The organism is Paenibacillus sp. FSL R10-2771 (assembly GCF_038000205.1).
Taxonomy (GTDB): domain Bacteria; phylum Bacillota; class Bacilli; order Paenibacillales; family Paenibacillaceae; genus Paenibacillus_AQ; species Paenibacillus_AQ phytohabitans.
On the sequence record NZ_JBBOBM010000001.1, the window covers coordinates 6,496,320 to 6,520,989 of the forward strand.

The window sequence follows — 24,670 nt, forward strand, 5'->3', positions numbered from 1 at the left end:
GACCTCATTTTAACCCTTCACGCCACCGACAACCATACCTTTGACAAAGTACTTTTGCAGGAAGGGATACACGATAATAATAGGCACACTGGCGACAATAGTCATCGTTGCACGTATAGAAGTCGGTGTCACGGCACCCTTGTTGCCTTGTGCGTTAGCAAAGGCATCGGCTGCCGAGCTTGCAGAGGAGGTGTTTGTGGTGGACAGCATTTTCATCAGTTCATACTGCAGGGTACTCAGACCTGGCTTGGAAGAGTTATACAGGAATACATCGAACCAGGAATTCCACTGATAGACTGCCACAAACAATGAGACTGTAGCAAGGGCCGGAACGGTCAACGGGAGTACAATGCGCGCGAACGTAATGAAGTCTCCGGCGCCGTCAATTTTGGCCGATTCCATTAGCCCTTCAGGCAATGCTTCGATGAAGGAGCGGATGACAATCATATTGAAAACGCCGATGATGCCCGGGATGATATAAACCCAGAAGGTGTTAAGCATGTCCAGCTCTTTGATCAGCAGGTAGCCCGGAATCAGACCGCCACTGAAGTACATGGTGAAAATAAAAGTGACGGACACAAACTTCTTCAGCTTATATTCCGGGCGGCTTACCGTATAGGCCAGCATCGCTGTACAGAATACGGAGACCACAGTCCCCACAATGGTCCGTGCCGCAGAGATAAACGTTGCATAGAAGATATTGGATCCGCTAAACACATAGTCAAAGTTTCGCAGCGTCCATTCCCGCGGCCAAATGTAAATATCCCCCCGGACGGAATCATTCGCATCATTAAACGATAAAGCGAACATATTCAAGAACGGATAGAGGGTGACAATAACCAATAGAATCATGAAGATAATATTGCATACATCAAAGATCCGGTCACTTAATGAAGAATTGCGGAATGATTTGGATTGAGCCATAACATGTGCCCTCCTTTCTAGTACAATCTGCTTTCGCCCATACGTTTGGCGATATTATTGGCTGAGATTAAGAAGATAAAGCTGACCAGCGTCTTGAATATACCTGCTGCGGTGGCAAGCCCGAAGTTGTTCATCTGCATCCCGTATTTCAGTACGAAGATATCCAGATTCTCCGAGAAGTCCAAATTCATACCGTTGCCCAGCAGGTACTGTGCCTCGAACCCGGACTCCAGAATATGGCCCAGATTCATAATAAGTATCAGCACAATAACCGGTTTGATGCCTGGAAGCGTAATGTAGAACATTCTTTGCAGACGGGAGGCCCCGTCAATCTCGGCCGCTTCATATTGTGACGGGTCGATAGAGGTGATGGCCGCCAGATAAATGATAGTGTTCCAGCCGACATTCTTCCAGACCTCTGTTGCTCCGAGAATTCCCCAGAAGTATTTGCCGACGCCAAGCCACAGAACCGGATGATCAATGAGCTGCATCTTGAGCAGGAGCACATTGATGATCCCTTCCGGTGCCAGTGCCGTTTGCACGATATTGGACGCAACAACCCAAGAGATGAAGTAAGGCAAGTAACTGATCGTCTGCACCGTGCGCTTGAAGAAGATATTACGCAGCTCATTCAGCAGAAGAGCCAGTACAATAGCCGTTACAAAACCCAGTACCAGGTTAATGGAACTCATAACGAGGGTATTGCGCAGCACCCGATAAAACTGTTGCTCCTTGAACAAAAATTTGAAATTATCCCAGCCGACCCACTTCTGGTCGAAGAAATCTTTTGCCGGTTTGAATTTCTGAAAAGCAATGGTCCATCCCCATAGCGGGAGGTATTTAAATACAAACACCCAGACTAGAAAGGGCAAAGACATCAGCATAAGCATTTTCTGTTTAGATAGCTCTTTAAAAAAGGTTGTGAAGCGCGAAGTGCCGGTATTATTCGATTTTGCCAACTGCACAGCGGTTTTCCCCACCTGTACCGTCCCCTTTCCTAGCTCCATATTCTCTCTTTCGTAACAAGGATAGAAGGAAAAAGTGAAGGCTGGCTTCACTTTTTCCGGTTCATCATGCTTATGGAGAAGCGGTCAGCTTACCATTTGCCGTCGATGCGGTCCTTCACCTTGTTCGTCATAAATTCCTCGTAGCCTTTAATGTCCAATTTATTGTATTCTGCAAGGTATTCATTCCAGACCGCTTCGAAGCCTCCTGGTGCGGCAAGCACCATACGAGGATAATATTTCTGCTGCAAATCGCCGGATCTCTGGCTGAAGAGCTGCTCAGGGGAGCCCGGTTCTTTCTCAATACTCCAAGCAGGGTACCATGGACGTTCCACTGGTTTGGCGTAGAGGTCGGAGAAGGTCTTCAGGTTATAGGCCTTCAGCAAGGCTTTGTCGCCTTCTGTATAGTTGATGGCTGCAACTTCCGGCTGGTTGAACGGAACATGGGCGTTGCCGTCCTCATACACAGAGTTATCACCATAACGCGGCCATTCGTAGTCGAAATAAGCAAAGCCGTACTTGTGCTTGAAATCATTGTCGTTGCGGTTCTTAAGCTGTTCTTCGGTCATTACCATACGGCCTTCGGCATTCTTGGAGTAAGTAACGCCTTCTTCACCCCACTGCACGAGCTTCTGATTCTCGTCGGTCAGCAGGTTATCCCAATATTTAATGATGCGTACCGGATCTTTTGCGCTGACCGAGATACCCAGTCCGCGGTTGTTAACGAAGGATGGAGGATCAACGTAAGCATCTTTAATTCCTTCTTCATATACGATAGGAAGGGCTACATAACGCAGATCGTCATTACCGGCAGTTCTCAGGTTGGTAATGGCATCATTAATCTGAAAGGAATAGTTGACATATCCCAGTACACGGCCGGAGGTCAGCTTGGCCAGATACTGGTCTTTGTTCGCGGTGAACGTCTCCGGGTCAACCAGGCCTTTGCCGTTCATTTCGTTCAATTTGGCCAGCCAGCGCTTCTCATTGTCAGTTCCCTGATACAGCTTGGCTTCATGGGTCTCCATGTCGACCATGACACCGCCCTCATTCGGGTAACCGGCCAGATGCATCGGCTGATTCGTAATGGTGTAGAATTCACCGGCTGTACCGGCGAAGGTTACGAAGCCGATGGTATCTTTACCATCAACCTTAGGATACTTGGCCTGGTATTTCTCAATCAGATCAAAGTACTGGTCAAGCGTTTTCACTTGCGGGTAACCAAATTCCTTGAGGACGCGTCTTTGCATCCAGAAGGTGCCGCTTGGGTCCGGCGGGGATAAGTATCCGTTTACATTTGCAGTGTAGGGAAGGATGTAGATGTTGCCATCCTCATTCGTAATTTTGTTCATGTAGTCGCCGTAGACGCGCTTGATGTTGGGGCCGTACTTTTCAATCAGGTCATTAAGCGGAATCAGTGCACCGGCATCCAGGAACTTGGCCAGCTCGCCGACCGGAGAGATTACATCAGGATAATCGCCGCCGGCAATCATAACACCGGACTTGGTGCTTGCATCCCCAACCACGTTTTCTATTTTCCAGTCCACACCCGTCTGCTCCTGAAGCTTCTTGCCGATGGTGGTTTCACTGCCCATGATATCTGGTTGTGACCCGAACCCGAAGTAAGTGAAGGTAACCGGCTCGGTGCTGACCTCGCTGTTCTTTCCGCCGGACTCACTGTTCTTTCCCCCTGAATTGCCATTCGAGCAGCCGACAATGAGGAGTGCCGAAGCCATGACAACAGCCAGGCCGGTTTGCAACCATTTCTTTGTACGCATTTCATATCCCCTTTCTTTTCTTTGTGCTTGAGAACACCCTCATTATAAAAGAAAGCGCTTAACATTGTTACAGGGCAAACCTTAGATCGGTCTTTGAATAATTAAGAAACAAGCTTTATTTATTATTGAGCGGCAGCCTGAGCATGATGCGTGTTCCCGCTCCAGACTCGCTGGTAATGGTGAAGGAGAAGGATTCGCCGTAGTATATTCTCAGCCGTGTAATGACATTTTTCATGCCGATCGAATCGCCCATGGCAGACTCCGCCTCAAAGTAATGATGAAGCTCCCTGATCTTCTCCTGATCCATCCCCTTGCCATTATCCATAATGACGAAGACGATTTGTCCGTTCTCCTGCGCGATCTGAATATTGATATACCCGATGCCTGCTATATTTTCGATGCCATGAATGCTTGCGTTCTCCACAAACGGAAGAAAAGCCATCTTCGGTATTTCGATGTCCAGCAACGATTGATCCACCTCGATGTGGTAGTCAAGCTTGCTGTCAAAGCGGTATTTCTGAATCTCCAGGAAGCTCTCGATTAACTCAAGCTCTTCACGGATCGTCACGAAGCTGCTCTTCCACAGAATCGATTTGCGGAAGATCTTCGCCATATTCTGAATCGTCCGGGCGGTCTGGGTCTCGCCCTTCATCAGGCTCCGCATCCGGATCGTCTCCAGCGCATTGAACAAAAAGTGAGGATTAATCTGGCTGTGAAGCGCATGCAGCTGAGCCTGACGCTGACGCAGCTCCAGCTCTTTCTTCTGTATTTCCGCTACATACACATCATTGATCAGGTTCTCGATCCGTTTGCTCATCCGGTTGAACTCCACGGCAAGCTCACCGACCTCATCCCGTTCCCGGTGATAAGGAATCAACTCGAAATTTTTGTCCTTTACCGACTTCATGTGCTTCAGAATGCTTTTAATGCGTGCATGGATCGAGCGGGATATGATCAGGATGACGATGGTCGGCACAATGAAGTTAATCCCCGCAAACCACAGGATAAATTGTCCCGATTGTCTGACATCTGACAAAATGATCTCTTCATCCAGAACCCCGTATACCGACCATCCGCCCAAATAACGATTGTTCTGATAGGTCTTGCCGATTACGATTGCCTTATCCGGCCTGGGGATCTCACCCAGGGTTAGGGTCTGTCCTTGTGTGATCAGCCCGCTCGGCTGTCCGCTGGAGAGACGTCCGAAGCGCGCTTGACCGGAGGGGTCCAGAATATAGAAGTCGCCACTAAAGCTGGACAAATCCAGGATTTGTCTAATATAGTTCATATTCAGATCAATTTTGAATACATGCTCATAGGTCTCAAGCCGGCGGTCTGTGAGTCTTTGGATGATACTGATACTGTCAGGCGTAACGTAGAGATGGGGATGTGTATTGCTGAATTGACTGATCTGTTTATACCAGTCCTGATTCCGCATTTCATCCTCAAGTTGTATGATATGTCCCGAGGACAGAACGGTCGGATTGTCCGTCATAATGACAGAGGAGCTGATTATTTTATTCTCCGTGTCGGTACGATTGAACAGATTCGATATGGCATTCAGCGACTCCACATAATGGTCATTAGACAGATAGGTGGTGTTTAAATGCTGAAGGAGCTGCCTGTCTATAGAATAGAGGTAGGATATGCCTGCCGCATCCTCAATAACAGTCCTAAGTTCAGCTTGTAAAAGGGTCATTGCCTGTTCTGCGTCCGCTGTCTTCTGATTCTTGATATTCACGGTGGTTACCTGGTAGAACATCACATTGGTCAATATGATCGGGATGAATACGCATACAATGTAGATTACAATCAGCTTGCTTCTTAGCTTCATATGATGCAGGCGAATGTTCAACACAGAAGTGAGCCTCCTTATTTACTGCCCGATCATGCTGTTGCGATAATCGGTTGGCGTCATATTCTCCAGCTTTTCAAACTGGGTGGCAAAGTAATCAGCGTTCTGGAAGCCGACCTGCTCAGCGATTTCGTACATGCGTTTCTTCGTTTGCCGCAGCAGCCGCTTGGCCTCTTCGATACGCAGCGACAGCAGATATTCGTTGAAATACGTACCGTAAGTTTTGCGGAACAGCTGTCCGAGGTAGATCGGATTCATATCGAAATCGGCAGCAATCCCTTTCAAATAGATATTTTCCCTGTAATGCCCATCAATATATTTTTTGATTTTTTCAATATTCCCTTCGCTCTTGCCTCCGCGTTTCCCGGTGATATATTCAGCAGCCTCCCCGACAAAATGCAGGAAAACCTGCTTCAGCTGATTCAGATTGCGGTATTTCACCTGCCAGTTGAGGAGTTCGTCCGTCCAATAGAGGTTATTCTCGTCCCCTTCGAGCTGCCGGATAATATTAATGATGGCAATCATACTCCGCCTGATCGTGTTCGTAACCGCCCCTGGAGCGAAATAACGTTCCTGAAATACGTTGAAAATAGTATCAACAACGGAGCTATAGCCTTGTTTGGTATTGGCTTCGACCTCATAAATGAGCTTGCTGTGCAGTCCTTCATCAATATCAAAATAATATAAGGGCTGCTCCAGCAGCTCATCTGCCATAAAGATTCCCTGTAAGCCAGCGGCAAAACGGTAATTCAGGCATTTCTCGGCACTGGCGGCGGAACCAACGATCTGCTTCAGCTGACCTGCCTTATGGCCTATAAACAAAGCAACGGTCGTTCCAAGCTCTCTCTCCAGCGTGTCCAGCAGGTTGATATAGTTACTCCGGTCAGGCACATTCCGCTCGTACATCCAGAGCTCAGGCACAATAATCCCATATTGATTGTTCGCACGTACATGAATGAGCAAGGTCTGTAGCTCGTGATGAAAATAACGCTGCAGCGATGCCTTCAATGCGGGCATATAATCCCTTTCGCCATGAGGAAGCTTGTCCTGCATTTCTGCGATGACATACGTATAGGAAGAGACGAGCGGAAGCTCCAGCACAAAAGCTATCCGCCCCATAACCTGGTCATCGGGTTCCGTCTGCAGTAAGCTCTCGATGACAGTTTCGACAAGCGGCTTCTCCCGTGTTATGGATAAAAGCTGCTGCTGATTCAGGGTAGAGGCTATCTTTTTCAAGGCAGCGGTAAGCTCCTGCTCATCAACCGGCTTGAGAATATACTCTGAGACATTGTAGCTTAAGGCTTGCTGGGCATACGAGAAATCAGGATATCCGCTTAAGATAATGAACAGCGGCTGATGCTCCTGTTCTGTTTTGACCTTCCGGATCAGCTCCAGACCATCAAGTACAGGCATGCGTATATCCACAATGACCAGCTCCGGGGTTAGTTCTTCAATAAGAGCGAGCGCTTGCTCCCCGTTCTCTGCTTCACCGCAGATTTCAAATTCCAGCGAGCATTCATTCATGATCGTAATCAAGCCTTTTCGCACAAAAATTTCGTCATCCACAATCAGCACCTTATACAATACCCTTCCTCCTTCGAGTTCATCTGCTGTGTATTCATTTATCATGAAATGCATATAAATTCCAGCTTATAAATCAAAAAAGCCTCGGCTCGTGACCTGCACCTCCATTATGGAAGACACAGATTCACAAGCCAAGACATTTTCGTTCACGATGGTGGCCTTCAGGCCATGTTAGTTGGGGACAGCCTCTTCATTGGGGATTCCAGGAAACTTCCCCTTAATTATTGCCCCGTCCCTCTACCGCCGCCTGCGCCCCCCCGGCCACCTCCACCGCCGAACCCGCCTCCGCGTGATTCCGTGATTTCAGTGATTTGTTCGCCATTAACTGTGACAGTGCCGCCATTTAATTCAGCTGTACCATCCGCATCAAAAGCGGAAGTCGCTTCTACATTAATGGTCCCGCCATTAATATAAATATCACCATTTGAATCAAAGGCATCCGTATCCCCGCTAGCCATACTTACATCAATCGTACCGCCATTGACCACAATTGATGCGCCGGAACTAACTTTGGGTGTAGCATTTATACCGTCATCAGTCGCATACAACGTAAGCTGACCCTCATTTACAATAAAATTATTTGCCTCAATACCTTCTACTGCACTCTTAATGTTGATGATTCCGCCATCGATTTGCACCAGGTTATTGCCGGTAATGGCATCGTCAGCAGCAGTGATTGTTAAGGTGCCGCCTTCAATATAAATATTACCAAGGGTAGTATCCTCTTCGTTCTCGCTATGCAATCCATCCTTCTGTGTATCAATCGTGATCGTTCCATCATGGATCAGAATCGCATCATTCGCTTCTAATGCATCCGCAGAGGACTCTATGGTATACACGCCTCCGGTAATTTTGAGATCATCCTTGGAAGAGATCCCATTTCCTTGACCCGATACAATATCTAAGGTTCCGGTTCCATTCAGGGTCAGATCTGCTCTTGAGAAAATAACCGCATCCAGATTGGTCTCCCCATCCGCTACATAGCTTCCGGATACCTCCATATAGTTCTCACTGTCCGTGGAGGTAACGAATACCTTATCCGCAGCTTTCACATAAATGGCAGGTGCATCTTCATTGGTTATACTCACACCGTCAAGAACGATTTGAATTTTGGCATCGTCGGCAGCCTCAACCGTTACCGTCACATTGTCCACATCACCACTCAAAACATACACGCCTTCCTCACTCAGTGTCACATCCTGATTGCTTTCCAGATTCATTGGTGTTGCAGCGGTAAGATCCGCCGCTTGCTCTAAATCCCGGTCACTGAATAATTCCGCGGTGTCTAGAGCGGCTGCTTCCGGTGTTTCAACAACAGTACCTTCTTCTGCTGCGGATGTTGCGCTTGGTGACACGGTCTGAGCTACAGATGGAGTGGTTGCAGCAGCAACCCCGCTGCCTTCTTGTGCATTAGAGCATCCTGCGGCAGATACGGTAAGTACTGCGGCTAGAGCAATGACACTTATGCTGTTCAGCTTTATGATTTTCATGGATTAACACTCCTCGTATAGTTAGTAGTCATCTATAGGCTGTTTATCGTTCAATAAGCATTAACGCTACCTGACTTATTCCAAGCATAAGCCATAACACTTAAATCAAACTTAAACCGCGAAAACTAAACTATATATGACAATAGATGTCATTCCCATACTCTATAATGAAGCTGTATTCAACAAAGGAGGTAACCACGGAATGAGGAGTTTACAAGGGAAAATCGCTTTAGTAGCCGGAGCTACCAGGGGAGCTGGCCGGGGGATCGCTACCGAGCTAGGGGCAGCTGGCGCAACGGTATATGTGACAGGAAGATCGACGCTAACCCAACGTTCCGAATATGACCGTCCTGAAACCATAGAAGAAACGGCTGAGCTTGTCACCCGGGCTGGCGGTCACGGAATCCCGGTTCAGGTCGATCATCTGGACCCTGTCCAGGTAGAGAAATTGGTCAATCGCATTGAAGAGGAGCAAGGCCGGCTCGACATTCTTGTGAATGATATCTGGGGCGCCGAAAAGATCATCGAATGGAATGTTCCGTTGTGGGAGCATTCCCTTGAGAAGGGACTGCGGATGTTACGGCTCGCGATAGATACCCATCTCATTACAAGCCATTACGCGATCCCTCTTCTGATTAAGAATAAGAATGGGTTAATTGTAGAGATGACGGACGGAATCGCTGAATACAACAATCAGAATTACCGGGTGTCAATGTTCTATGATCAGGCCAAAACCTCCGTGACCCGTATGGCCTGGGCTCTTGCCCAGGAGCTTAAGCCTTATGGCTGTACAGCGGTAGCACTCACACCAGGCTGGCTTCGTTCGGAGATGATGCTCGAACACTATGGGATACAAGAAGATAACTGGCGGGATGCTGCTGCCAATGAGCCTCACTTCATCATCTCGGAATCCCCACGTTATGTAGGCCGGGCCGTCGCTGCTCTTGCTCAAGACCCCGAATTATCCAGATGGAACGGACGGTCACTCTCAAGTGGAGAGCTGGCACAAGTCTACGGGTACACAGATATGGACGGCTCCCAGCCGGATTGCTGGCGTTACATGGTCGAGGTCGTAGATGCCGGTAAACCGGCGGATGCTGAAGGATACAGATAAAATACAAAAACCCGGGCGCTGAACGCATCCGGGTCTCCTTATATCAACCTGCCCTATACTGATTCTGGAACAGCAAATTATAGGCTTCGTTCCGGTTAAACAGGTTCTCATGGGTATCGAAGGCTGCGACCCTGCCCGCTTGCAGAACCATTACCTTGTCGCAGTCCAGAATGGAAGATAGACGGTGAGCAATGGAGATCATGGTTTTCCCCGATGACAGGCTCTTGAGTTCGCTAATGATGTCACTCTCATTCTCGCTGTCCAGCGCACTTGTGCTTTCATCGAAAATAATGATGTCCCTGTCCTGCAGAAAAGCACGCGCAATCGATAACCGCTGTCTCTGGCCTCCGGAGAGCTTCACACCCTTTTCTCCAATGATCGTATCCAATTGATCCGGCAAGGTGTCAATGAAATCATATATACTCGCCCTGCGGCAGCACTCTATCAATTCCGCGTCGGTTGCCCCGGCCTTGGCCAGCAGCAGGTTGTCTCTAATCGACATATTGAACAGAACGGGTTCCTGCACAACAATACTCACTTTGTCGGACACACTCTCACTGTTCACCGAAGAGATATCTGTGCCGCCAATGCTTACCGTTCCCCCTTGCGGTTCCATCTGCCCTGTCAACAGCTTGGCGATGGTGGATTTACCGCTGCCGCTTTGTCCAACAATCGCCAGATGCTCCCCCTTACCCACAGAGAATGATATACCGTCAAGCGCAAATGAATCGTTCCCCTCATAGGTGAATTTCAGCTGGTCAACATTGATATCTGTTCCTTCAATCTTCTTAAAAGGCTTCTTAGCTGCTTCTATATTTAGAAGCCCGATCACTTTACCGATACTCACCGAGTCATTCTTGAAGTTCATTATGGAATTACTAATGTTCTCGATGTATCCGAAAAACTGCCCGTAAAAGCTGATAAACACAAGCAGCACACCAACCTCCGAGTAGCCTTTGATGACAAATAATCCGCCGATAAAATAGATGAACAGCTGGGTAATGAAATTCTTGGTGAAGAACGAATAGGTAATCCCCAGATGCATATAGAGCTGGTTAAGAAACCACACATGCCTGATCTTCTTGTAATGTCCGTTTAGCTCAGCCGATTGGGTGTCTTCAAGATTATTGGTTTTGATATCCTTCCAGTTTTGAAAGTTGGAGTGTAAAAAGGATTCATACTGAATCTGCAGTTTCCAGAGCTCCTCTCCGGTAAGCTTCGCTTTCCCTCCCAGAAAATTAACCGTTACCAAAGAAACCGGAACAAAAATAAAACTGATGAGCGCAATCCGCCAGTCATAGCATAGTAGAATTACCGCTAACGCCACAGCATAAACAACAGCGTAGATAAAATCTAAGATATGCGTCTCGAAAAATTTCCCGGCAATTGCCGAATCGTTCTCAATCCGGCTCTTAACATCGCCAATGCTATATTGGCTATAGTCATCGTTATCGAGGCTGATAAGCCTTTTGAGCAGTTTATTCTTGATTCTCAGATCATACTTCAGCATTAACTGGTTAGAAAATCGCTTACTGACGGCAATCCCGGTTGTAGTAAGCAGGAAAACCGCCAGATACCCGCTGATGATTAGCCAAAGCTCATTCAACTGCTTATCTACCAAAACGCGGTTAACCAATAACGAGTACAAGAACAGGGGGATCAGCCCGAATACTAAGCTCCATATCTTGAACATCCCCAGCGCAAGGAGCGGTTGTCGGATACCGTCTATTTCCCGGGTTAAGGCCTTATAGGTGTCCCATCGTTTCATACAGCTTCACCTCCTGCATACTGTTCGCTGAATAAGTCTATGTATGTTGGATTGCTAGTAATCAGTACGTCGTGAGTATCGTAGCCTTTGACAACACCGTCTGCTAACACCGCGATTCTATCACAGCTCTGGATGGTGGAGAACCGGTGGGCGATGATGATCAGCGTCCGGTCCTGCGAGAGCTCACGCATTACTTTCCGGATCAGCGCTTCGTTCCGGCTGTCGAGGAAGGATGTAGCTTCGTCGAAGATCAGAATCTTCGGATTCTTGACTAAAATCCTGGCGATTGCCAGACGCTGCTTCTGCCCGCCGGATAATTCCTGCCCTCCCGTCCCCAGCAGAGTATCCAGTCCGTCCGGGAAGGTCATGACCACATCATACAGAGCAGCCTTCTTGATCGCTTCTATCAGGGCTTCATCATTATCCTTAAGATTTGTAAATGAAAGATTGTAACGCAAGGTCTGATCGTACAGAATAGTCTCCTGATGGACAATCCCCACCTGGCTCCGCAAGCTATGCAGGTTATAGTCATTAACATTTACACCGTCGATCAGAAGCTCGCCGCTGTCCACTTGATACAGATTGTAGAGCAGGTTGCCCATCGTTGTTTTACCCGCACCGCTCCTACCGACAATGCCGATCGTGCTGCCTGCATCGACGCGGAGATTGAACCCGTTCAGAACCTGTCTGTCTTGGCTGTATCCGAAGGTGACATTATTAAATTCAATCAGGCCCTCTTTTATGGGCTGCGGAGGCTGGTTTTCCCGGTAATCCTCTTCATCCTCATTCAGAATATCCACGACACGCTGCAGGGAGACCCTCTGCCCCCAGACATCGGTAATTTTGCCGTTAATGGAGCTGAAGTAATTCACGGCCATATTGAAATAGCTTATCGCGGCTACAAACACACCGAGCTGCATTTGGCCTTTAACAATGAAATAGGCGCAGATAATAAATATGAGCAATTGTGCGGCAAGCGTGATGAATGCATTCACCCTTTCTGTGGTCACTCCGATTCTTCCGTTTTCCACATTCATTTTATGAATGGCAGCCGTTTTCCTTAGATAAGTGCTTGTTACTTTTTTACCTGCGCTAAGGATTTTGACGTCCTGCAGATTCTTCACAATTTCGAATAAATACGAGGATAACTTTCCCTGTTCCGCCCGAAGCTCCTTGTTGACCTGTTGCGCTCTGGTCTTGAAATATTTCGAGGCAAAAAACACGGCGGGAACCAGAACGACCGTAAAAGCGCCCAGCAGTACATTGTAGTAAAACATAAAACAGACAGCGAATAGGATATGCAGCAGGTTGGAGTATCCCCACAGTCCGCTCCAGAAGACGAGATTCATAATATCCGTAGCGTCGTGGTTCATCCGGCTGATCATATCCCCGCTGTACATCCCGGAGAGGTCTTTGCCTTTTTTATGTAATATCTTGTTGAACAGAGCCCGCCGGATATCGAAGACAAACCCGGTCATCATCTGCGACGAAATAAGATTGTTTAACGTTGCAACAACAAACTGATTGAACAAGAGTATGCCGGCATAGACCAGACATAGATCCAAGAAGGCGCTCATGTCCTTATCATAAAAAGCGATATTGATCATCTTCCCGCCCAGGAACGGATAAATCAGGTTGACCATCGTCATTAACGTAGTGATCATGAACCCGCATAGAAAAACCCATTTGTGCATCAGCATAAATTTCATGACCCATTGCCTCTTTGTCATAGACTCACGCAGCCCCTTCCATATATTCACAAAAGGTATTGTAGCACAAACGTTCGCATATAAGAAGCTCAAAAAAACACCTGCCAATGACAGGTGTTAGGGATGCAACAACCGGCTAAATCTAATAGAATCTATTGGGATTGGCACTACTCAGGCCAGCAAGGCGCGGGCTACCTGATCCACAATGCAATTGATGCCTGTCGGCCCATAGCAGCCGATCCATGTAGCGGCATCCACCGGGTATATATGCTGCCGTTCATCTGCATCCAGCAAGCCCCGGGCGTTCTGCTCGGTCACAGCCAGGTTATCCTGCAGCAGCTCGTTGCTTAGCCAAAAGTAGTGGCTGGCATGCACTGCCGGCAGCCTGTCGACGGAAATATGATACGCCGTGTCGGAGGTATCTGCGACGAATAGCGGAGCAGGCAGACCCAGGTCGCGGTACAGCACAGCGCCTGTGCGGTGCGAAGCCGTATGTACGCGGACCAGTGACTCCCGCGGGCGGATCAGAGCCACGCTCTTGCCTGCCAGCACCGGGGCAAGCTCTTCTGAGAGCAATGCCGTGCGGCGAAGGTAATCGGCAATAATACGTTCCGCCTCGGCCCGCTTGCCCGTCAGTTCACCGAGCAGGCTCAGAATCGTCTGCCAGCTCTTATTGCGCCGAAACATGATAGTGGGAGCAATCCGGCTTAAGCGTTCATAATGCGGATCATGCACCTCGGTACAGATAATCAAATCCGGCTGCAGCCGTTCCACAGCCTGCAGGTCCGGGTACTCATAGGTTCCGAGCATTTCCGTTGCCTTAAGCCTTTCCCGGATATATTGGGGGAATTTCAACACTGCACCGCCCAATCCTACACTTCCTGCGGGTGACAGCCCAAGGGCAAGCAAATGGTCAGCATATTGAACATCGAGTACAGCGATTCGCTGCGGAGAAGCAGTGACGTTATAATCGCCCCGCATATGACTGATCACCGGGTCCGGCAGCCCGGAATAAGCAGCGCCAGCACGGGGCTCTGAAGCGGCAGTCCGCCTGTAGAGCTGCGGGGGGACTCCATAATATTTCTTGAACGCCCTGCTGAAGTAATACATGTCGCGGTAGCCTGTTATTTCAGCGATTTCGCCGATAGGAGCATCCGTATGACGCAGCATCCGTTCTGCGCTCTCCATCCGCAGCCGGATCACATATTCCATCGGGCCGAGCAGCTTCTCCTGCTTGAACCGCCGCTGCAGCTGTCTTGCACCGCATCCGGCAAGCGCAGCCAGCTCTTTAAGCTCCAGCTCCTGACGGTAATGCCCCGCTATATAGGCAGCAACAACCTCCACCATATCCGGCTCCCCGCCGCCCTGACCGCGTTCATGCTCCATAATAAGCTCGTACAGCATTCCTTGCAGCAGTGCATTGGCATGGAACCGTTCCAGCCCTTCTCCCCGGCTCCATTTGGCTGCGAGCTTGTCTGCCGTCTGGTGCAGCTCCACCGGATGCGCGGGATGATGAACAAACGAAGTGCGCAGCGGGTGGCTCTGCTGCGGGAACAGTACACGGGCGGCTCCCGCCATTGGAACAGCCTTGTAGAGAATAACGGTATAATGAATGTTCTCCGGTCCGGCAGTCATCGTAAATGCCGACCCCTTAACAGCGTGGCAGACAAAAGAGGCCTGGATACGGCGAACCTCGCCATTCATCACAAGCCTCCCTTCCCCGCCGCCTGCCAGCAATAACAGATTGGCTGACAATCCCGCTTCGCTCAGAACACCGCCGGGCGGCACAGTACCGCTGCGCACGTCAAGCGTCTTGATCGCCGTATCACTCCATAAACTTGCCTGCTCCTGCAGCGGCATTTCTCTCATCTCCTGACAATAGCATCCTCTGCTAGACGGACGTGCTTGTTGTCATTTTAATTGAGATTCATTCTCATTGTCAATTTTCGGGCATTTCCTGCAATACTCCCCTGACATCCGGTAATAGAAGCAGCAGGTGCTGCGCTTGTTCTTCGCAACCGTTGTCTCGTCATTATGCTCTGTGAACCGGGTAAACGGATTGCGCCTTGGCCCAAACAACTCTCCGGGAGCCGTCCGGGTCAGAAAAGCGAAATCGGCTTGCATCCGCTGCCTGTCTTGCCCGGATTCGTCTGTTCCAGGAGAATATAGCGGGGCAATGCGCACCATAATATTCTCCCAAAGCACCGCCATCGGGACGGGTCCTATGGCGGCAAGCGTCTGCAGCAGCGGGGCAATCCGTACCGCAAAAATCTCCTTAATGACCTCCTCCCGCCACGCTTCCCTGTCTTCCGGTGGCGATGCTGTTCGAAGCCCGTTCACCGCCAGGAAGGGAAAATGCGTATCCCCTTTAAACTCCGGGGAAGCCGGATGATAAAGGAAGCTTGTATCCAGCGGAAAGGAGACTTCCCGGTTATGAAAGGTCATCGCAGCCAGCAACGGCGCGATCCACAGATAGCCGATCCGCTTAGCCAGCATAGAAGCCGCAACCTGCATATCCGGCGCGCCGATATAATCCTTAAGCCAGCTTACATATTCGCGGCATGCCGCTTCTTCCTGCAGCTGGCTCAGGGCAAGGGTGCGGATGCTGTCTTTAGGCGGACCGCCCAGCCGCAGCCGGTATTCCTCCGCCATGTCCCTCCAGGAGGCCGAAGACAGATAGCTATCCATTTCAATGCGTTCCCAGCAGTGCTTCCGAGGCCTGATCTACAATAATATTGAGTGCAATGGGGCCATAGTAAGCGATCCAGAGCGTTGAATTCACGTCATAGGCACGGTTATTCTTGACGGCATCAAGTGATTTCCAGACCGGGCTGCCTGCCAGAGCCTCTGCCTCTTTGGCGAACAAATCATCCGACAGCAGGAAATAATGATCTGCTCCGACATCAGCGACTGTCTCCATCGAAATTTCAACGGAGGTGTCATCTTTAATCTCCTGAACGAAGGCCGGGGCATTTAACCCCAAATCCTCATAAAGAATGCTTCCGGTCCGGTGTTCGGGACCATGTACACGGATACCCTCCGGTCTCGGACGAATCAGCGCTACGGTTTCATCGCCCAGCTTCGCCGCCAGTTGCTCCCGCAGTCCGGTGATTTTGTCCCTGTAAGCCTGACGCACCACCTCTGCCTCCGCCTGCTTACCTGTTATCGCACCGATGACAGCCAGCGTATCCCGCCAATCCTCGTAGAAGTCGAGCACCACTGTAGGCGCAATTTGACTGACGCTGTCATATACCTCCTCCTGAAAGTCGGTCATCAATATAAGGTCCGGATTCAGCGCCACAATAGCCTCAAGATTGGGCTCATCCCGTGTGCCAAGGACCTTCACATCACCCAATTGGGCGTTCAAATATTCCGGAAATTCATCCTTCGTCCCAGCCACAACGCTGCCCGCCGGGCGCTCCCCAACCGCTATCAATTGATCGACGAATTTCACATCAAGCGCTGCAATCACCTTTGGCTTCTCCGTCAGTGTATATTCGCCCTTCAGGTGTGAGATCGTTACCGGAAAAGCTGCAGCAGCCTGCGCCTCCGGCGACGACTGAGCCTCTGTATCCGGTGGCGCCGACGGCCCCGCTGAAGCTGCTGCAGACGGCTGTGCGGCTGTGCCTCCCTTGGTATCCCCTCCAGTGCCGCAAGCCGTCAGCACAAGTATCAGTGCCAGCATCCATACCATTAATAGTCCTGATTTCTGAGCGGCGTATACCCTGCTGCCGGTTGTCTGCCTCTTTGCTGCTCTCTTCATGCTGACTCCCCCTTCTTATGTGATAATGATTTTCATTATCATATTCGTAAAGTGAGTATAATCGATCTGCCTGCTCCGTTTCCATGTACTTTTGCGACATTGCAGCCGGATTAATGCGACATTGTGTTCCATAGGAGCATGCTTCCTTTTACACAGTATCCCTTCGGGATTCCGATAATCCAATATAAAAAGACTGCCGACATTACCTTCGACAGTCTTAAGGAAGGGGACCTGCTCCCCTCATTAACTGAGTTAAATATTAATTACCCCAATATTGCTGGGCAATCTGTTGTCCTTGTTTAATTTTCGCCCACTGTTCATCTTCCGTTAATTCATTGCCGCCATCACAGGACGCAAACCCGCATTGACGAGAAAGTAATAATCTATCCTTATTAATGATTTTCGAGACTTCATCAAGCATTTGAACTACACGGGCCTCATCGTCAAGCGTATTGGTCTTAGAAGACAACAATCCAAGTACAATTTCTGTATCAGGCTTATCTTTGAACACCGCAAGCGCCTCAAGGGAGCCTGCACAGCTTGGTTTCCCGGTCGCGCGCAGCTGACCGAGCTGTTTGTCTCTGCCACGATGTCTCATAAAATTAGATCTATAGCGTAGAATAGTAGAGAAGATTGAGGCCGTTATACACGATATGCACCACGACCCCGGGCCAGATGGAACCCGTCTTACGGAACAGTATACCATTCAGGATGCCGACCATGAATGCGTCGAACAGGATGACGTTGAATCCATGAACGACGCCGAAGATCGCAGCGCTGCCAACCACACCGGCCCATGCTCCGTAACGGTTCAGCGCATTGGCAATAACGCCCCGGAATACAAACTCCTCGCCGAGCGGCGTGAGGATAGCGCCAGTGATAAGCAGAACGAAGAGTGAGAGCGCGCCACCTTGCGCTGCCGTCTGGAAGTCCGCTTGGTTGTTCAGCTCGGTGATGAAGTGAAAATATACCCCCTCTATAACGAAGCATCCGCCGAACGCGACAACACCGAGGGCGGCTCCCACAAGCAGCCATTTCCGTTCGATCGCCCGGAAACCGAAAGCGCGCAGACCGCGAACCCGTAGAGCGTAGGCTGCGAACAAGGCGGCGAGGCCAACGAGACCATTGCCTGCACCCCCGATGTTAATTCGCAAAATGGCTTGCTCGTCAGGGATTTGCGTCATCCAAAGACCGAGCATAACAATGCCGATCAGATAGAGCCCCAGTGCAGTTAGGGCCTCTGGCCAGCCAGGTCGGGCTTGGGGCATAGTGGACGTGGAAGAGCTAATTACCTCCATGAGTTCCTTTTCAGTTTCAGACAATTTTTGAACCTTTTTCACGGGTGTACACCTCTTTGCATCGTTATGCGTAGATAACGACTTATTTAGTATATAAGTTGAACAAAAGGGGTTTATTTCCATATCATCGAATAAAGAACTTCAACCTACGCTAGCTGCGGTGGATGAAGTCAAGCAACAAGCCTTCACAGAAGTAACTTTTCCTACTTTGAAAAAAGGTTAATGGACGAGAAAATCCCTCACTTGCTCTTCAAAGATGAGTCGATAATCCGCGATTACCAAGCGCTTCAGCATACGTGGTTTCTCAAAGGCAAGCAACGTGTCATCCAGACAAGAGGCAAACATCGTGGTGTTAAACGATCACGGCCGTCCCGCTTACGGCAACCATCAGCATGCCATCGCGAATGACTTCATAATCAATGTCGACTCCGACAATCGTATTAGCTCCCATCCCTGAAGCTTTCTGAGTCATCTCAGCAAATGCCGTATCTCTCGCTTCCTGAAGCTTGCCTTCGTAAGCGCCCGAACGCCCCCCTACGAGGTCGGTAATCGAAGCCTTAAAGTCTCTGAATACGTTGGCTCCTATAATGACTTCACCGGTGGCAATGCCCAGATACTGCCTTATCGGGGAGCCTTCAATAGTTGATGTAGTGGTTATAATCATAAATTATCCTCCTCAATTGGCCTGACTATAGGGTAATACTTTTGTTGACTAGGGACGATCTTCTCATAAACCAATCCTTTGTATGTTCGAAGAGCTTTCTCACCCCTATCCTACCAGCCCCAATGAAACAGAACCTAAACGGATAGACAAACATCAGCTTAATTTCACTCCCCCCGTTTAGGTTCTGTTAAAGTGATTATGCTACTATGGAAATGGGTGAAAACAATGACAAATCTATCCGATTTTAAAATCGCAATCGTCGACGACGAGCCTTCGATTGTCACGATGCTGCAAATGGTGCTTCGCAGGGAAGGGTTTCATCAGCTGTACGCGGCTTCCACCTGTGCAGAAGCTCTCGATTTAGCGAAGCGTGAAGCCCCCGATATCCTCCTGCTCGACATCATGCTCCCCGACGGCAGCGGCCTGGAGCTCTGCTCCAAGCTCCGCAAATACGGGAATCCGCATATTTTGTTTCTGACGGCCAAGGCTTCCGATCTCGATGTCCTGCGAGGCTTCGCTATGGGCGGGGACGATTATATCACGAAGCCCTTCAATCCTCTGGAGGTGGCCGCAAGAATTCAGGCACGCATACGCCGACTGGAGCCAGAAACCTCGGCGTCCAGTCCGGCGAAACGGCCCGATCCGGGGATTTATCGGTTTGGCCGCTTCACCGTCAACGAGGTGGAGGGCGAACTAATCGTGGAGGGACAGCCAGTTCCTTGCCCCGCGCAGGAGTTCCAGTTGCTGCTGCACTTCTGTAAGTTTCCCGGCATCGTATTTTCCAAAACACAGCTCTACGACAAGGTTTGGGGGATCAACGGACAGGGCGATGATTCGACGGTAATGGTGCATATCCGGCGCATCCGAGAGCGGATCGAGATCGACCCCGGTAATCCGAAGCTGCTGCTTACCGTACGCGGGCTTGGCTACAAGCTGGTGAAGGAGCCGCAGGAGCGATGAAGATCCAACAGCGCATGGCCTTCCACTTCACGTATCAATTGATTTTTTATGCCCTGCTTATGGTGGCTATCACTCTGGTTGCCTGCATCTTGTTTTTCCAGAACATGACGAGTAATGAGATACGCCGGAACTTTCCGGTTGGCGTCCTGCAACAGATCGCTCAAGAAGCTCATTACAAGGACGGGATGGTTCAGATCTCCCCTGAGTGGGACAAGCTCATCGAGGAAAAAGGCATGTGGCTACAGGTTGTCAGTGCCGAAGGAGAGGTGATCTACGCCGTCAATACAACTCCGCACCATACGCTGCCGGCCTCCTACTCCATCGCTCAACTGCTCGATATCCAAGAGACACGGACGTTTGGGACGTATGCCGTACACACTCAGCTTAATTTTGCTTTCCAAGACCCGCTTCTGTATATGCTGGGCTATCCTAGTCCTGACCTTGACCAGCTCGTTGCCTGGTTTCATGCCTACGGGCAGCATGGAATCGTGCGTAGCGAAGCGGTTTCCCACTTGGACCGGCGGCTGCGCAAAACCGGCAGCTATCTGCAGGTGATCGACCCCGAGAGCCATATCGTACAAGGCATCGGCGATGGAGCATACGTGCAGAAGGCGTATCGACAGCTGGATATCCTGGCCATCCAGCAATCGCCCAGCAACTATGACACGAATATTGTCGCCCATCGGGACAAGCTGAGCGGAATGACGTGGATTCTCTATACACCCCATGCAGCGGGAGCCCCTCTGAAGCATCCTGTGATGGAAAAGGCAACGCGTGGACTCGTCCGGATTACAGTTCTGATCCTGCTCTTGGCGCTGCCGATCTCCATCTGGCATGGCTACCGCTACGGTCAGCCGCTGATTCTGTTTGCAGGCTGGTTCGAACGTATGGGCCGGGGACAGTACGACCAGGTACTGACCGCCAAGGACATGCGCAAGGTATTCCGCCGCAACGGCATGATGCGCATCCGCTACAGGCTCTATAAGGAAGTGATTGAATCCTTCTATCAGATGACTCATCAATTGGCTCAGATCGAGAAGGAACGCGAGAGGCTGGAAAAGGCGCAAGCGGAGTGGATGTCAGGGATTTCCCACGATCTGCGCACACCACTGGCCACAATTCAAGGTTATGGGTATATGCTGGAGAGCTTGCCTGAGCAATGGAGCCAAGAGGAGATGCGCATCATGGGCTCGACGATCCGGGAAAAGGGGGATTATATGCTGGAGCTGATCTCCGACTTCTCATTGATTCATCAGCTCAAGCAGGGCGATTCGATCATGAAGTTTCGGGAGATCGACTTGGTTGAGCTGGTGCGCTGCTCCGTACTGAAGTACGTCAACGGCGCCATGATGTCTGAGTATCAGTTTCACTATGTTGGGGAGGATTGTCCCTTGCTGATACAGGCCGATGAAACCTGGCTGATGCGGTTGATGGACAATTTGCTGTCCAACGCCGTGAAGCATAACCCGCCTGGCGTAGTTGTCAACGTCTATGTCGGCAGGATGAACGACAAGGTATGCATACGAGTAATCGATAATGGCAAAGGGATGGACGAGGAAACACTGCATCATTTGTTCAATCGCTACTACCGGGGAACGAATTCCGATGAATCGACGGAAGGATCCGGGCTCGGGATGAGCATCGCCAAAACCATCGTGGAAGCGCATGGCGGCGAAATCCAGGTAAAATCCAAAGTGTGGCAAGGCACGATAATTGAGATCTTATTGCCCAACTGAGCGTTTGGCTGGGAATGATTCTTCCCTGTATGTACTCCCAACATTGAACACGATTCCACATGTGTGGAGTAAGCAGAGTCAACACATACAACAACAAATTAACGGGAACGCCTAAAAAAAACCTCCCGATAAAGAGAGTGCATTCCCACGCCGAACAATCAGAACCGAATAAAATCAACCACGCCATGCGCAATCATCGCTGAAGTCACATCCCGCTTCCACTGCAAATAAGCAAAATGCAGCCCGAAGAGCAGCCCCCATGTAATACTGCCCGTCACCCCACCCTTTTCATTCCGTCTCAAACATTGAATCGGACTCTCCTGATATACTGCAAACGTACTTTCGAGTCTCATATTTGGAAGCTCCGTCCGTATCTCTGAAGAATTATCCATGAATAGCAATATAGCGTTCAATCCCCTGGAAGCCCCAGACAAATTCCAGATGCCACATCGATTTGGAATATTCCCCATCCGTAAGAATGGACAGCCCATTCTCGCTCTCTTGCTCGACTACAGTCTGAATCGCCTCATCCTCACACTGCTCATAGCCCTGGAAATCATGGTAAAAAGGATAGCTAATATCATCCCGATGCTCAATTTGCTGTTTATATTCCAATCTGGTTATAGTGAAAGGTTATAGTGCGCCAGCCCGGATATCCAAGCTCTGCTCACTTCGTAAGACAATCGTAATACTTAGCTTAGAGAATCGTAAGCTCTCTTGCTTATGCTGTTCATGTAATCAAATAAAGCGATGGAGTGTGATAAACATGGTTAAAGGTAAACCAGGCAAAAGGTTAATGATGACCGCGGTATTGGTGCTCTCTCTGGCGGTGTCCGGAATAGCCGGTGCGGCAGGAATGAAAACGATGAAAAAGAACGGCATGGAGCTAGTGAACTTAAGACAGGCGGCCGGGATGTACGGCTATAGCATCGAGTGGAACAGCAAAGACCGGTCCGTATCCCTGATGTACATGGACAAGATGATGGATGACGGCAAGATGATGGACGACGACAAGATGATGGACGATGGCATGAAGCCGATGGGCAAGATGATCAAGGTATGGATCGGATCGAAAAAGATTATGGTCGACGGTATGGCTGTCAGCCTGAATATGGCCCCTGCTCTCTACGATGGCAGCACTTATGTGGTGGACATGGTAGTTGCAGACTACATGAAGCCTGCCAAGGCTATGAAATAAGACGGACTGAGCTCCCATCACCATATGCTATGATGGAGTCAAATGTATTTTTCCGGATATGGGGTGGGTTAGGGTGAATGAACGAATACTGGTCGCTGATGATGATTCAAATATTACCGATGTGTGCCGCAGATATCTTGAACGGGAAGGTTACCTGGTGATCACCGCCAAAGACGGATTAGAGGCGCTGGAGCTGTGGCGCAGTCAGACTCCCAGCCTGATTGTGCTCGATCTGATGATGCCGCATAAGAATGGCTGGGAAGTGTGCAACGAGGTTCGGCAGACTGAAGATGTCCCGATCATTATGCTGACGGCCCGCGGGGAGGAACAGGACCGTCTGATGGGGCTGACGATGGGGGCTGACGATTATTTGACCAAACCCTTCAGTCCAAGAGAACTCGTGCTGCGTGTGCAGGCGATCCTGCGCAGAATGCGGGTGGTTCAGGCATCGCCCGTTACCGCCGCTGAACACACCATTAAGTATGAAGGACTTACCGTGGACGTAGCGAAGCGTACGGTGGAGATCAGCGGGCAAGTGATTGACTTGACGGTCACAGAGTTCGAGATGCTGTACTTGCTGGCAAGTCATCCTGGCCAGGCGTTCTCGCGGACCCAGATTCTGAGCAAAATATGGGATTTCAGCTACGAAGGAGATACCACAACAGTTACCGTGCATATCCGGAGATTAAGAGAGAAGATCGAACAGACTCCCTCTGATCCGAAATATATCAAGACGGTCTGGGGAATAGGCTATAAGTTTGCGGGGGATGGCATCTAATGAAACTGCGTACGTATTTATTGTTGTCCAGCCTCACGGGGATTGGCGTATTACTCATCTGTTTATTCGTCAGCTACTCCAAAATGCTCCTCACCATCGATCAATTCTATTGGTTGTCTGGTATAACGGCCGGGGTAGGCTTGCTCTCCTTCATCCTGCAGCATTTGCTGACACGGCCGTTAGAGAAATCCATTGCACGGATTACACAGCAGACTGTGCGAATTGCCGAAGGGGATTTCCATACCGAAGTCCCCTTAATCGGCCCGCAGGAGTTCAAGCTGTTGGCACAGCAATTCAATGTAATGAGCTTCAAGCTGAAGGAAAGCTTCGACAATCTGCACCATTCTGAATCCGCGCGCCGGGAGCTGATTGCGAATGTCTCCCACGATCTGCGCACCCCCCTCGCCTCCATTCAATCGTTTGTTGAAGCGCTGGAGGACGATGTCATTCAGGATGAGGTTACCTTTCAACGTTATCTGAATACCATCCGGCTGGAGACGAAGCGGCTCGGGGGGCTGATTCATGATCTATTTGAATTATCCAGTCTGGAAGCCAAAGGTGAAATCTTCGACCCGCTGCCTTGTCATGCCGATGAGCTGCTGATCAGTACGCTGGAGAGCTTCTCGTTTCACCTCGCGGAGAAGAAGCTGAACGTGGAGATTGATCTGCCGGATAAACTGCCTGCCGCTCTGATGATGCCTGCGCAGATTAAGCGGGTCTTGTCCAATTTATTGCAGAATGCCATTCAGCATTCACCTGTGGAAGGAAAGGTCATTCTGGCTGCCGCTGAAGAGGGTCAATACCTGCGAATCTCAGTGACCGATGAAGGCCAGGGAATTGAAGCGGAGGAGACCGCACGTATATTCGAACGGTTCTACCGGATTGATAAATCACGCAGCAAGAACAACGGGGGTGCCGGTCTGGGCCTCGCCATCGCACAATCAATTGTTGAGCTTCATGGCGGCGCAATTGGGGTGCACAGTGTGCAGGGAGCAGGCAGCTGCTTCTGGTTCACCGTTCCCATCTATACCGGGTCAGGGTAAGCAGCAT

General features: G+C 49.9%; 20 protein-coding genes and 2 pseudogenes. 6 read left to right on the forward strand and 16 right to left on the reverse strand.

Annotated features, from left to right (window positions below):
• Nucleotides 1-9: 9 nt before the first annotated feature.
• The 6 genes from NSU14_RS28005 to NSU14_RS28030 form a co-directional block, all read right to left on the reverse strand.
• Nucleotides 10-924 (reverse strand): carbohydrate ABC transporter permease, encoded by a 915-nt coding sequence (locus NSU14_RS28005; protein WP_336103133.1) that lies wholly within the window; start codon nt 922-924, stop codon nt 10-12.
• Between the two features lie 17 nt (nt 925-941).
• Nucleotides 942-1,814, reverse strand: coding sequence for an ABC transporter permease (locus tag NSU14_RS28010; RefSeq protein ID WP_336103137.1), 873 nt, complete (start codon nt 1,812-1,814; stop codon nt 942-944).
• Between the two features lie 206 nt (nt 1,815-2,020).
• Nucleotides 2,021-3,703 (reverse strand): ABC transporter substrate-binding protein, encoded by a 1,683-nt coding sequence (locus NSU14_RS28015; RefSeq protein ID WP_042133548.1) that lies wholly within the window; start codon nt 3,701-3,703, stop codon nt 2,021-2,023.
• A gap of 115 nt (nt 3,704-3,818) precedes the next feature.
• Nucleotides 3,819-5,561, reverse strand: coding sequence for a sensor histidine kinase (locus tag NSU14_RS28020; RefSeq protein ID WP_336103134.1), 1,743 nt, complete (start codon nt 5,559-5,561; stop codon nt 3,819-3,821).
• 18 nt (nt 5,562-5,579) lie between these two features.
• Entirely contained in the window at nt 5,580-7,133 is a 1,554-nt protein-coding gene (locus NSU14_RS28025) for a response regulator transcription factor (protein ID WP_336103138.1), read from the reverse strand.
• Nucleotides 7,134-7,363: 230 nt separating this feature from the next.
• Complete coding sequence (locus NSU14_RS28030; RefSeq protein WP_340947980.1) at nt 7,364-8,632, reverse strand: carbohydrate-binding domain-containing protein; 1,269 nt, start codon at nt 8,630-8,632, stop codon at nt 7,364-7,366.
• Between the two features lie 202 nt (nt 8,633-8,834).
• Between NSU14_RS28030 and NSU14_RS28035 the strand changes: the two genes are divergently transcribed.
• On the forward strand, nt 8,835-9,746 hold the full coding sequence (locus NSU14_RS28035; RefSeq protein ID WP_340947982.1) for an SDR family oxidoreductase: 912 nt from the start codon (nt 8,835-8,837) through the stop codon (nt 9,744-9,746).
• Nucleotides 9,747-9,789: 43 nt separating this feature from the next.
• Here NSU14_RS28035 and NSU14_RS28040 read toward each other — a convergent pair whose 3' ends face one another.
• From NSU14_RS28040 to NSU14_RS28080, 8 genes and pseudogenes are all read right to left on the reverse strand, one after another.
• Entirely contained in the window at nt 9,790-11,514 is a 1,725-nt protein-coding gene (locus NSU14_RS28040) for an ABC transporter ATP-binding protein (RefSeq protein WP_042133541.1), read from the reverse strand.
• Nucleotides 11,511-13,223, reverse strand: coding sequence for an ABC transporter ATP-binding protein (locus tag NSU14_RS28045; RefSeq protein ID WP_052421663.1), 1,713 nt, complete (start codon nt 13,221-13,223; stop codon nt 11,511-11,513). Before NSU14_RS28045 ends, NSU14_RS28040 begins: the two co-directional genes overlap by 4 nt.
• Nucleotides 13,224-13,394: 171 nt before the next feature.
• Nucleotides 13,395-15,083: a helix-turn-helix domain-containing protein gene (locus NSU14_RS28050; RefSeq protein WP_340947984.1), complete on the reverse strand. Its 1,689-nt coding sequence runs from the start codon at nt 15,081-15,083 to the stop codon at nt 13,395-13,397.
• Between the two features lie 51 nt (nt 15,084-15,134).
• Complete coding sequence (locus NSU14_RS28055) at nt 15,135-15,911, reverse strand: IucA/IucC family C-terminal-domain containing protein (protein WP_340947985.1); 777 nt, start codon at nt 15,909-15,911, stop codon at nt 15,135-15,137.
• A gap of 1 nt (nt 15,912) precedes the next feature.
• A complete protein-coding gene (locus NSU14_RS28060; protein WP_340947986.1) occupies nt 15,913-16,986 on the reverse strand; it encodes an ABC transporter substrate-binding protein in 1,074 nt (357 codons plus the stop codon).
• Nucleotides 16,987-17,245: 259 nt separating this feature from the next.
• Nucleotides 17,246-17,521 (reverse strand): annotated as a pseudogene (locus NSU14_RS28065) (5-methyltetrahydropteroyltriglutamate--homocysteine methyltransferase); the annotation flags it as partial.
• 73 nt (nt 17,522-17,594) lie between these two features.
• On the reverse strand, nt 17,595-18,140 hold the full coding sequence (locus NSU14_RS28070) for a CPBP family intramembrane glutamic endopeptidase (protein WP_340947987.1): 546 nt from the start codon (nt 18,138-18,140) through the stop codon (nt 17,595-17,597).
• A gap of 496 nt (nt 18,141-18,636) precedes the next feature.
• A complete protein-coding gene (locus NSU14_RS28080; RefSeq protein WP_038585821.1) occupies nt 18,637-18,948 on the reverse strand; it encodes a YbjQ family protein in 312 nt (103 codons plus the stop codon).
• Between the two features lie 225 nt (nt 18,949-19,173).
• Here NSU14_RS28080 and NSU14_RS28085 point away from each other — a divergent pair, with 225 nt between their 5' ends.
• Together NSU14_RS28085 and NSU14_RS28090 are read left to right on the forward strand one after the other, a co-directional pair.
• Nucleotides 19,174-19,908 (forward strand): response regulator transcription factor, encoded by a 735-nt coding sequence (locus NSU14_RS28085; RefSeq protein WP_336102681.1) that lies wholly within the window; start codon nt 19,174-19,176, stop codon nt 19,906-19,908.
• Nucleotides 19,909-19,967: 59 nt separating this feature from the next.
• Entirely contained in the window at nt 19,968-21,644 is a 1,677-nt protein-coding gene (locus tag NSU14_RS28090; RefSeq protein ID WP_340947989.1) for a sensor histidine kinase, read from the forward strand.
• Nucleotides 21,645-21,802: 158 nt separating this feature from the next.
• On the opposite strand, the gene NSU14_RS28095 is transcribed toward NSU14_RS28090, so the two are convergent.
• A complete protein-coding gene (locus NSU14_RS28095; RefSeq protein WP_042133529.1) occupies nt 21,803-21,997 on the reverse strand; it encodes a hypothetical protein in 195 nt (64 codons plus the stop codon).
• Nucleotides 21,960-22,268 (reverse strand): annotated as a pseudogene (locus NSU14_RS28100) (5-methyltetrahydropteroyltriglutamate--homocysteine methyltransferase); the annotation flags it as partial. The pseudogene NSU14_RS28100 and the gene NSU14_RS28095, both read right to left, overlap by 38 nt.
• A 142-nt stretch (nt 22,269-22,410) precedes the next feature.
• Between NSU14_RS28100 and NSU14_RS28105 the strand changes: the two are divergent.
• From NSU14_RS28105 to NSU14_RS28115, 3 genes are all read left to right on the forward strand, one after another.
• On the forward strand, nt 22,411-22,842 hold the full coding sequence (locus NSU14_RS28105) for a stalk domain-containing protein (protein WP_340947991.1): 432 nt from the start codon (nt 22,411-22,413) through the stop codon (nt 22,840-22,842).
• A gap of 73 nt (nt 22,843-22,915) precedes the next feature.
• Nucleotides 22,916-23,620, forward strand: a complete 705-nt coding sequence (locus tag NSU14_RS28110; protein WP_042133522.1) for a response regulator transcription factor — start codon at nt 22,916-22,918, stop codon at nt 23,618-23,620.
• Nucleotides 23,620-24,663, forward strand: coding sequence for a sensor histidine kinase (locus NSU14_RS28115; protein ID WP_336102677.1), 1,044 nt, complete (start codon nt 23,620-23,622; stop codon nt 24,661-24,663). The genes NSU14_RS28110 and NSU14_RS28115 overlap by 1 nt, the downstream gene beginning before the upstream one ends.
• Nucleotides 24,664-24,670: the final 7 nt, after the last annotated feature.